The organism is Paenibacillus sp. P4_A9, from assembly GCF_056402415.1.
This window is the reverse complement of record NZ_JBFUHL010000025.1, coordinates 67587-77665: the sequence shown is the minus strand read 5'-3', so window position 1 is coordinate 77665 and position 10079 is coordinate 67587. Positions and strand designations below refer to the sequence as shown.

Annotated in this window: 8 protein-coding genes; 2 read left to right on the top strand and 6 right to left on the bottom strand. The window is 40.7% G+C overall.

What is annotated here, in order from left to right; all coding sequences use genetic code 11:
• The coding region (locus AC1DVJ_RS17090; protein ID WP_477592442.1) for a GNAT family N-acetyltransferase at positions 1-463 on the bottom strand (463 nt) is incomplete at its 3' end.
• Between the two features lie 538 nt (positions 464-1001).
• Positions 1002-1142 (bottom strand): hypothetical protein, encoded by a 141-nt coding sequence (locus AC1DVJ_RS17085; protein WP_477592441.1) that lies wholly within the window; start codon positions 1140-1142, stop codon positions 1002-1004.
• A 594-nt stretch (positions 1143-1736) separates the two neighbouring features.
• Between AC1DVJ_RS17085 and AC1DVJ_RS17080 the strand changes: the two genes are divergently transcribed.
• Entirely contained in the window at positions 1737-2426 is a 690-nt protein-coding gene (locus tag AC1DVJ_RS17080; protein WP_477592440.1) for a helix-turn-helix domain-containing protein, read from the top strand.
• Positions 2427-2732: 306 nt separating this feature from the next.
• On the opposite strand, the gene AC1DVJ_RS17075 is transcribed toward AC1DVJ_RS17080, so the two are convergent.
• The 3 genes from AC1DVJ_RS17075 to AC1DVJ_RS17065 form a co-directional block, all read right to left on the bottom strand.
• Entirely contained in the window at positions 2733-3371 is a 639-nt protein-coding gene (locus AC1DVJ_RS17075) for a hypothetical protein (protein ID WP_477592439.1), read from the bottom strand.
• A gap of 442 nt (positions 3372-3813) precedes the next feature.
• On the bottom strand, positions 3814-5607 hold the full coding sequence (gene ltrA / locus AC1DVJ_RS17070; protein ID WP_477592438.1) for a group II intron reverse transcriptase/maturase: 1794 nt from the start codon (positions 5605-5607) through the stop codon (positions 3814-3816).
• A gap of 716 nt (positions 5608-6323) precedes the next feature.
• Positions 6324-6482, bottom strand: coding sequence for a hypothetical protein (locus AC1DVJ_RS17065; RefSeq protein WP_477592437.1), 159 nt, complete (start codon positions 6480-6482; stop codon positions 6324-6326).
• A 383-nt stretch (positions 6483-6865) separates the two neighbouring features.
• On the opposite strand from AC1DVJ_RS17065, the gene AC1DVJ_RS17060 reads away from it, so the two are divergent.
• Positions 6866-8068, top strand: a complete 1203-nt coding sequence (locus tag AC1DVJ_RS17060) for an IS110 family RNA-guided transposase (protein ID WP_477592436.1) — start codon at positions 6866-6868, stop codon at positions 8066-8068.
• A gap of 689 nt (positions 8069-8757) precedes the next feature.
• Here AC1DVJ_RS17060 and AC1DVJ_RS17055 read toward each other — a convergent pair.
• A complete protein-coding gene (locus AC1DVJ_RS17055) occupies positions 8758-9636 on the bottom strand; it encodes a YitT family protein (protein ID WP_477592445.1) in 879 nt (292 codons plus the stop codon).
• Positions 9637-10079: the final 443 nt, after the last annotated feature.

Below are 10079 nucleotides of genomic sequence, written 5' to 3'. Positions count from 1 at the left end.
GTTGAACAAGAGTCCCTTCGTAAGCCATCCCAATTTTCTGCATAATCCTTGAGGATGATGGGTTTGTGGAAAATGCGTAAGCGAAGATACGATTTAAATCAAGTTCGTCGAATCCGAATTTCAAAAGTCTGCTTGCCGCTTCCGTCATGTAACCGTGTCCCCAATATGGTTTTCCCATCCAATATGCCAATTCTGCTCGTTTGTACTCAGGCGTGATACCAAGGGCAATCGCACCCAACAATTCATCGTTGAGTTTACGAACGATTGCAAAGTGATAACCACTACCTTTCTTGGCGGTTTCATGCGTATGTTTGATAAACTCTTCGGCAGCCCCTTCTGGATATGGATACGGGATATTCAAAGTGGTTTTCGCTATATCATAGTCGCCAGCCAATTCTCTTACTCTTTTTGCATCATTAAGCTCAAATGGTCTTAAGATTAAATTGTCAGAGTAGAGGTTCACTAAGATAGCCTCCTTTGATTAGTAAATTTTGATAATGTGTATGTCAGCTTCTTTGTTTTCCTTTAATACCCTTATTTTAGCATGCTATTGTACCACGTTAAACTGCCCGTTAGCTTAACAAACCATAGAAAAATATAGAAAAAGCACCTACCACAATGGATAGATGCCTTAGTTGTTGTTTACAGTTGTTTGTGACAGTAATGACAAGTTCAAGATCAAGAGCACATGTCAGGACTATAATTTATATCTCTTGTCGCCGCTGACACTTGTATATATATTGTATTTGGCAGATATGGCAGGTCTAACACACTCATCGCCAGCCACCTGTAGATATATTATATATGGCATTTATGACAATGTTCCACGGATACGTGTTAGAGAAACAGTTATCAGATATACAGCCGACAATAGATACAACAATTATATTCCTGACATGGGGTTTTGACTTTGCACTGTTCTTGGGTGTTGACCTACCAGAGAGAAAAAAGAAAGAACACAACCACTCTGTTTAGTGCTCTTATTCTTATTGTTAGGTGCTCTATAATCCCTTGACCTGTTCTTCTACTTGCCCTCCAGGCAATACCCAACCGCCATGTTGTGTCTTTACTAACAGGATAAGTCCTTTTTCATCTTCTACGATACCGCCGACTTCTACAATTTGGATTGGCATTACCCTCATACTCATTACCTCCAAATGGTTAGAGCATATGATGCTAAAACAGAGTTCGCACAATCTTTGAAATCATGACCGTCATACAAAAATGACCTTCGGGGTAAACCTAATTTTTTTCAATATTTTCACGTTTTTCGTAGTTGGCTTTACAATTTTTACAACTGCCGACTGGGTAGTTCTCTCTATCAATTGTTTTAAAGGCTGTTTTGTATATGTGGTCAGCATATTCGTTTGGGTAATTCCTTCCGCAATTGTTGCAGTAATAAATATATGTATTGGCCATATCTTCCCCTTGTTCCCCTTATATAAAAATTCATCTTAATATTGTAAATCATTCAGTCAATAGCAAATATTCCATTAGCGCTCGGTCATAATCTTACTTTTCTTTTGATTCATCTTGTCCACATATCAATCTGGTAATCCTAGATTCTCAGCAACCGTAATAACTTTTACATTTTACTTTATACCTAATCAATTCTGATTTCTGTCGACTTTGAGTCACATCTTCGAGAAAATGTGACAAGGTTATGCAAATCACACCGAAACTATACTATAATATACAACATATAAGCACAGTTGCAGTCAGGAGTGACATTGAGATTGGAAATACTAGCGGATTTTGGCATTAGGGTAAAGGAGTTGCGATTACGGTCGGGGATTTCGCAGGAGGTTTTAGCACATCGGTCTGGTCTTGATCGGACATATATCAGTGGTTTGGAGCGAGGAGATCGTAATGTTAGTTTGGTTAATATCGAAAAAATCGCCGATGCTTTGAACATTACCATTTCTTATTTATTTTCAGATGAACGATTTACTCCCATAGCGGCTTACGTAAAAAAGGATTTTCAAATTCCCTTTTCCGAGCGATTTGTTTATCATATCGACTTTGAAAATAAAATTGTCTCATGGCAGATCAATGGTGTTTTAAATCTTCAGGAGTTAAAATCTTTAACTAACATATTATTAGGCGCTGTAAGCAACTTCAAAAAGGGAGAAGTGGACGTTTTCGTGGATCATCGAGAGATGAAAGTGAATGGAGAACCGATCGGATACTCGCCAGAAGTTGCTGAAAAAGCAATCGAATTGCAAATGAAGCTGCTGAGTCACTTTAGAAAGGCCGTAGTGCTATGTAATTCACAGTTTATGGTAAGCCAGTTGGATCAAATTTCTCAAACAAGCGGGGTATCTCATAGGTCGAGCCACATCTTTGGGAAAGACAGAGATATGATTGATCAAGCATATTCTCTTTTAGATATTCACCGAAACGAACTGATTAGCTCTGTAAATTGACCATCACTAAATTGTTGTTTTTCAACCAATAGAAAAACCGCCTTCATGGGGCGGTTAATTGAACTATCGTTCTCCGTTAGCTGAATAAAGGATAAGGAATTAAAGAATATCTTGTCAAAATCGTGAATGGGATAAAGTTCTTGTCAATTAGCCGTGACAACCACTTTATCCTATTAAACAGAAAACTGCGATGTAACTCCCTGTATGTGGGATCAGCTAACTTACGAAACTAGCATAGGTTAAATCGGAAAGGATCAGAGTTCCTTTCTGCGACCAGGAAACACTTTATCGCTTCAAAATCAGCGTTTATGTTAAGAAAGTTATCTCTCTTGTACATTGATTATAGGCGACTTTATACGTCTTCCCAGCATTAAGTCCCAGCCTACGAATGTTAAGTGGATTTAGGCGGAAATCGTTATTAAAAATGTCCGGAATACGAACATAGCGAAGCCGTAACTGCGTTGTATTGTGCTTCAAAGTTAGAAGTTCTCCCCCAGGTAAGGGTAAGTAGATACCCATCGAATTCGCCAGTCCGTTTCCAATAACGACGCTTCCTATCCTTGCCTTCGAACTGGAAGTCACCAATATGTTACGGACCGTCACTCGTTTACGATGCAAGGTTAATGTTTTGTTTGCAGGATTGTATGTCCCTATGAAGCGTGTGTCACGTTTGAAGTGAAATGTTTTTGCTAAAGTCTTACTTACAGACATAAAGTTAGCAGCACATTCACCTGAACCTTCTTGTTTAACCGTCACCTTGCGAGCTATTGTTCCGCGACGCAGCGTAATAACGGCACCGTCAGGAATTATACTCAAATTGTTTTCAATGGCACCTCCACATTCTGTATTAAGAGCTACTACCGATTTAAGGAAATCGGTTCCTGAGACGAAAACATCAATTTCTCCGGAAACTGTCTTTTGGACTTGCTTGATTTTTGTCGCCATAGAATTACCCTCCTTGGAAATTTCAAATTTCACTTCCAAGGATAAGGTATGCATTCTTACAAGGTGAAGCGTGGGATTTAGTTATGGTTTAATCAAATTCGGGTAATTTTTTTCATACTCTCTTTAGGTATAGTTATAAATGACCACTATCATTTTTTTCTATTTTCACTGCAAACACACTTGACAAAATTATACCGTATTTATCGTAAAGGGTTGCACTAATCTGCCCGTTAACGTAATGAAGCTGCCGTTCATTCGCGCGGCAGCTTCATTTAACTTGTTTGTTTATTGAGCTCTCGGTTTGCAATAGGTAAGCATTTGAAGTCATCTCCAGCTTTTCCCCTGCTCCACACGGAGCGTACGAGTTTCCCAGTACTCCGCGTTCCATCTAACCGAATTTACTAATTCATAACTTCCTCGTTACTCATTGATTTGGGATATGTTAAACTGGTTTTAAAGTATATTTTTCACGGTATTGGTTGATCTGGTTCATCATCAATTCCGTTAAACCAAGTTTATTCTTGAGTACGTCAATCGTCTCTTTATGTGTTTGGAGGATAAGTTGCCAGACCTCTTTATGGAGGATGCGCAAATTTTTAAACTTGTCGTTTCCACCTATGTGCAAAGGAATGTAGTGATGGCAGTAAACATCGGATGCGAAGAGATACATACCTGTAATTTCGCATTTCCCCATTTTCATGCTGTACCGACTAATTCGATTATCCATATATTCTACTCTTTGATTCGGGATGCTAGATTTCGTTAGTAAATAAATTTCCTGACGTATATCTGGTCGAAGTTTTTTGTGTATTTGATCTCTACCTGCTGTGGTAAAGAGCGAGAGCCCTGTACTGAAACCCATCGTATTCTTTGTTTTCACGTTGGCTAGAGGATATAAATAAACATCTGCTATTTTAAAAGTCCTGTAACCCAAGCTGTAAAATTTACTGTACGTTGGCGGTGGGTTTGCAGGATGCTCATATTCCCCGATTTGTTTGAGACGATTGTACATGAAAGCTCGCAGATCGTAGGCAAGACGTGAGAACGCAACACTTACATGTGTTGCCCGATTGAAGTAGCTGTGAATTCCTAAAACAAAGCTGTTGAACCGTGCAGCATTTAGAGCCGTTGGCGAAGTCCTCATTTCGAGGATGTGTTTCTTGACTTCGCTTTTGATTTTCTGCTTTTTGCCCACTTTTATACCCGTATGCGCTACTCGTTTTTGACCTTTTTTGTTTGCTCGGATTGTAAAACCAAGAAATTCTGACTCTCTCTTTCGCAAATTAATGATTTGCGATTTCTCCGGAGAGACATCGAGTTTCAGGCGATCTTTAAGATACAGAATTACCGCATGATACCACCTCTGGGCCGATCTCCAATCTCGACATATGATTTTGAAGTCGTCGGCGTAACGCACCAGGTAGCCTTCTTTCAGGCTCGAGCGTATTTTCGCAGCCCTTTCACCAGTTCTTGATTTGAATGGTTTTCTCAGCGGAAAGAGCTCCCATTGACCTGCAACCCATTGATCTAGGTCATTTAGTACAATATTTGAGAGCAGTGTTGACAGTAAACCGCCTTGTGGTACACCTTTTGAAGGTATTCCTTCCCCCTCGATTTCAGCTTTCAGCATTTTAGAGACGCAGGCTAGAACCTTTCTATCTCGAATGCCCATGTTCCAAAGTTGCTTCAAAAGCAGCGTATGGTTGACATTGTCGAAGAAACCCAAAATGTCGATGTCTACAACATAATGCATCGAAGCCTGATTGATGAGAAACTGTACTCTTGCCATGGCATGGTGTGCCGATCGAAGGGGTCTGAAACCATAGCTATGGTTGTAAAATTGGGCTTCGGCTATGGGCTCAAGCACTTGCTTGAAACACTGTTGAATGATACGGTCGAGGATGCATGGGATGCCAAGCGGTCTCATCTTACCGTTATCTTTTTCGATGAGCTTCCGTCTGACATTCTTGGGGCGATAGTTTTGCAGTTTGTATTGGATTTCACTTACTAATTCGTATTCGGGTCTTTGTTCGATGTCTTTGATGGTTAATCCATCTGTTCCTGGTGTCTTTGATCCTTTATTGGACTTCATCGTACGGTAAGCCAGCAAAATATTTTCTCTGGATGTGACGATCTCATACAGATGTGAAAAGGTTTCTTTGTTTGCTGATCTTTCGTGCAAATCCGTAAAAGCTTCCGTCATGCCGTAATACTCCCAATTTCGTAAAGCTTGCACTGTGGCATCCCTCCTGACGAAGTGATGTCCCCACATTCCTACCTGATCGGTGCAATTCACGCATGGAAAATGAACGTTCTTTTCAATTAGACTTGGGGCTGTTCCTCCACCTCCATTACATAGGCTTCATCAGTCGTGCCCCTGCCCTCACAAGGATAAACGCATTTCGGCAAATGCCTTATTGCAACCGTTTCGGGTAACAGCCCTTCTTGCAACGTCCCTTGCTTTCCAAGTCCCTTACAACCTAGCTTTTTTTTTTTTTTTTTTTTTCTGAACTTAGGTGCTTCCTCTAAGCCTGTGAGATTAATGCCACCATAGTTCGGCATAGCGTATTTCATAGGATAAAGTTTTACTTTACGCCACTCACCCCATCGTTTGATGGTACATGCGTTTCCACATGCTCTAACTTTAGACCTGTACATTCGGAAGTTCGTCAGTTCGCTTCTGTGCGAGCATTCTCACCATATTCAGTTTTCAGCCGCGCGACATATCCGTTGGCATACCTTTTCTATTGAATGGCTCTAGCTTTCGTTCTGCCGAATCTACCTGTACTTCACACCTTATGATCTGTTAAACATAACGCGCGCAGGAGTATTGGCGGGATGGTTTCGGGATACATGGTTCCGTCATTCCCATCCTTGGTTGTAAAGTTAAGATTACTCTTGTAATCTCCTGCTTTTCACACTGGTTGGTGCTTATAGCAGAACTTGTCATACTTATCCGTTAGCGGAATGGTTATTGCATTTTTCTTTCATTAATTCAATAATCCTTTCGTTTTGGTCAATTTGAGTAATGATATTTGAGTTAAGTTTTTGAATAGCAACAAATATTCCATACAATGCACCTAAAATTAAGAATCCTACAAAAACATCCATAATTGACTCCTTTCACGAATAAAACATGGTTTTGGAACACAAGACAATCTTTTTTCCATTCCATTGATATTCGTGATAATAACCTCTATTTCCTTTTTATGTAATATGTCCAATGGGTCTGGTTGCGCTAATCTGCCCGTTCGTATTATGAGGTCACCAGATATTTCTGGTCGACCTCTTTTTTGTAAGGTCGTAAGATAGCGCTAGCCGGGGATCGAGCGTATCTGCCCGTGGGACTTTGATCCCGAGAGCTATTCTGTTCATCCCCCCTACTTGTTCAACCATGGTTAGGCTGGTTGGGACATGAATCCCGTATCACATGCGATAGTGTGGAAAACAAGAAGGTTAGGGGTTACCGGTGAAAATACTACAGGAGTGATGTTATGAATCCAGTCATTGGTTTGGATGTGTCTAAGGGAGAGAGTCATGCACAAGCTTTTTTAGACCGTGGAGTACCTCATGGGAAGATCTTTAGGTTTAATCATGATCTTGAAGGGTTAGCGTCTTTTCTTAATTACGTTAGAGGAGTGGAATCAGCTGCAGGGATGCGCCCCTCCATTGTTATGGAAGCGACAGGCCATTATCACAGCCCCGTTGTTCAGTTTCTGGACGAGCACCAGTATCTGTACATCGTAATTAATCCGTTAATCTCACACGAAGCCAAGAAAACCAATTTGCGACGGGTGAAGACCGATGCTGCTGATGCCTATCAGCTTGGGGCACTGTTTTATAAAGAAGAGTTTGAACCCTACAAAAAACGGGGTCAACATCTCATGAATTTACGTTATCTAACACGACAATATGAATCTTTAACGGGTATGTATGTTCAAGTAAAACTACAATTCCAGGCTATTCTAGATCAAGTTTTCCCCGAATATCATGGCGTGTTTGGTGATCTTTATTCGAAGGTTTCCCTTCGATTTCTTGCCTTACACCCAACGTCTAAAGAGGTCCTAGAAATGTCCGAGCTTGAGATTACAACTGCAATCGGGCGTCTTACTGGACGCGGCAAATCCGCTTCGTGGTGTTTGGAACGCGCGCAAATCCTAGCAGCTGCGGCAAGGCGAAATCCCTTTAAGGAGACGGCTTTTCCAAGCCACTTGACCTCAATGCAGTTACTCATCAAGTTGCTACTTCAATACCAGGAGCATCTAGCAACCCTTGTTAAATCGGTAGATGCCCTGGCAGAAGAGTTACTAGAATATGATTTAATTCAATCGATACCCGGTATTGGAACTAAAATTGCTGCAACAATTTTGGCTGAGATCGGGGAAATCGATCGGTTTGATCACGCAAAGAAACTGGTGGCCTTTGCTGGCATTGATCCAAGCGTTTTTTCTTCAGGCAAGTTTATAGCAACCCAGAATAGAATCACTAAGCATGGCTCCAGGAGGCTCCGTACAGCCCTATATCAAGCTGTACGATGTGGTATTCGTAGTAATAGAAATAAGAAATTAAGAGCTTATTATGATAAGAAACGTGCTGAAGGAAAGCTGTTCAAAGTAGCGATAATTGCTTGTGTGAATAAACTCATCCACTGGATTTTTGCCATCTTAACTACTAAGGAAGCGTTCCGTTCAGAGTAAGTAGTAGGAAACGGAAATATATGGAATGTCTTACCGTGCTTTAATGGACGGTTCTTTCCCATACACTTTTTAAAGTATACCACCTAATGAATCCACCATTAATAATTAAATATTGACAAGCTATTAGCTGGAATAGCGGAGTGAAGGAAGGGCTGCCACGCGGCTACCCTTTCACTACTCAAAGAACTCCCTAGTGATTCAGGAAAATAAAGTTCGTTAGTCAAAGTCCAGTAATTACGCGGTTTTTATGATTATTATAATTTTAATTAAGTTCGTTACTTAAAGGACTTTTTCAAAAGGAAATGAGGTAAAAGAGGGAAATAAAGTTCATTAGTGTTGTTTACTTTTGTAATCATCATATCCTCTATTTTGATTCCTGACACTGTTAAAAGATATGGCATATTTTATTAATAAGTATAGGCAGCTGGTCCGGTTATCTACTGACTGCGCGGCAGCTGGTGATCCCTATTTAAGTAACGTTCTCCGTCCCTCAGTTTTAAGACAAACAACAAACAAAACCAGAATTTTGGGTTTGTAACTCTTTTCCTAATTTTTTAGACTACAAAGGGGACCTGAGGCAGAGCCTCAGGTCTTTCGTGCTCCTCACAGTCGCGCACAAAAACTTCTCTCTATGGTTAGATCAGTACTTTGTGTAATTTTCGTATGGAGTTGGTGATGGGTTTTCGTTTTTAGTGAATATTTTTTTTCTTAAAACGTCCGCCTTTAACATCGTGAATGTTACCGACAGCGAGAAACGCGGAAGGATCGAGTTCTTCGACTATTGTTTTCATTTTTGCTTCCTCCAAACGTGTAATAACGCAAAAGATAACCTGTTTCGCATCTCCGGAAAAGCCTCCTTGACCGTTCAAGTAGGTAATACCACGGCCGAGACGGTGCATAATGCTATCACCAATATCTTGGTATCGCTCGCTGATTATCCAGATGGCTTTGGACTCATCAAACCCTTCGATCGTAATGTCAATCATTTTGAAAGCAATGTAATAGGCGATTAATGAATACATCGCATGATCCCAACCGAATACGAAGCCGGCGCTGGCGAGGATAAAGACGTTGATAAACATGACGCTTTCCCCTACGGAGAAAGCCGATTTTTTGCTTAAAAGGATAGCAATGATTTCCGTACCGTCAAGTGAACCTCCGGATCGGATGACCATGCCGACTCCGATGCCGAGAATAATCCCACCAAAAACGGCGGCAAGCAGCGGATCGATCGTTAATGGAGGAACCGGATGGAGTAGTGTTGTACCAATGGACATTATGAGGACAGAATAGAGTGTGGAAAGCGCGAACGTTTTTCCTATTTGTTTATAACCAAGGACAAGAAACGGAAGATTGAGAAGTAGGAGAAACACGCCGATAGAAATGGTTGAAAGAGCGGAGGAAATAATAGATATCCCAACGATACCACCGTCAATAATTTTATTAGGCACTAGAAAAATTTCTAGCCCAATTGAAACCAATGACGCTCCTAGCGTCATGAAGAAACCTCTGCGAAGCAGTTTAACTTTTTTTATTTTATGGTGCTGAGGTTGCTGTTGGGGCTGCATGTTCATTTTTGCCGCTTCCAGATTCATTTGTTGATTCCCCCTCGATCTGTGAGCAGAACAAAGGTTAAATTCCGCGTCCAACTCGTCGAAGATTAAATCGATAGCGCAAAGTTGTCCCCTTAAGAAGTCTTTTATGTCCTTTAGCTCTTCTTGCTCGATCTGTCGTTTGATCACATTTTTTCTAAGCTGAAGTCTGGAGACGTAGTACTCGACTTTTGATTTGCGATATGTCTCGGCCATAAAGATACCCCCTTTTGATTTAGAATAGATGTATACAACTTCCAAGGGCAATAAATTTCTTAACATACTCTTTCGTGAATCTCGGGTACTACTGGCGTACAACTACTTACAGCCTTCTGTTCCAACCATTCCATTAGGATTCAAAAACCAATATTCGTAGTTATCAAGCGTTAGATCCTATAATAAGTAAAACAACCTTGTAA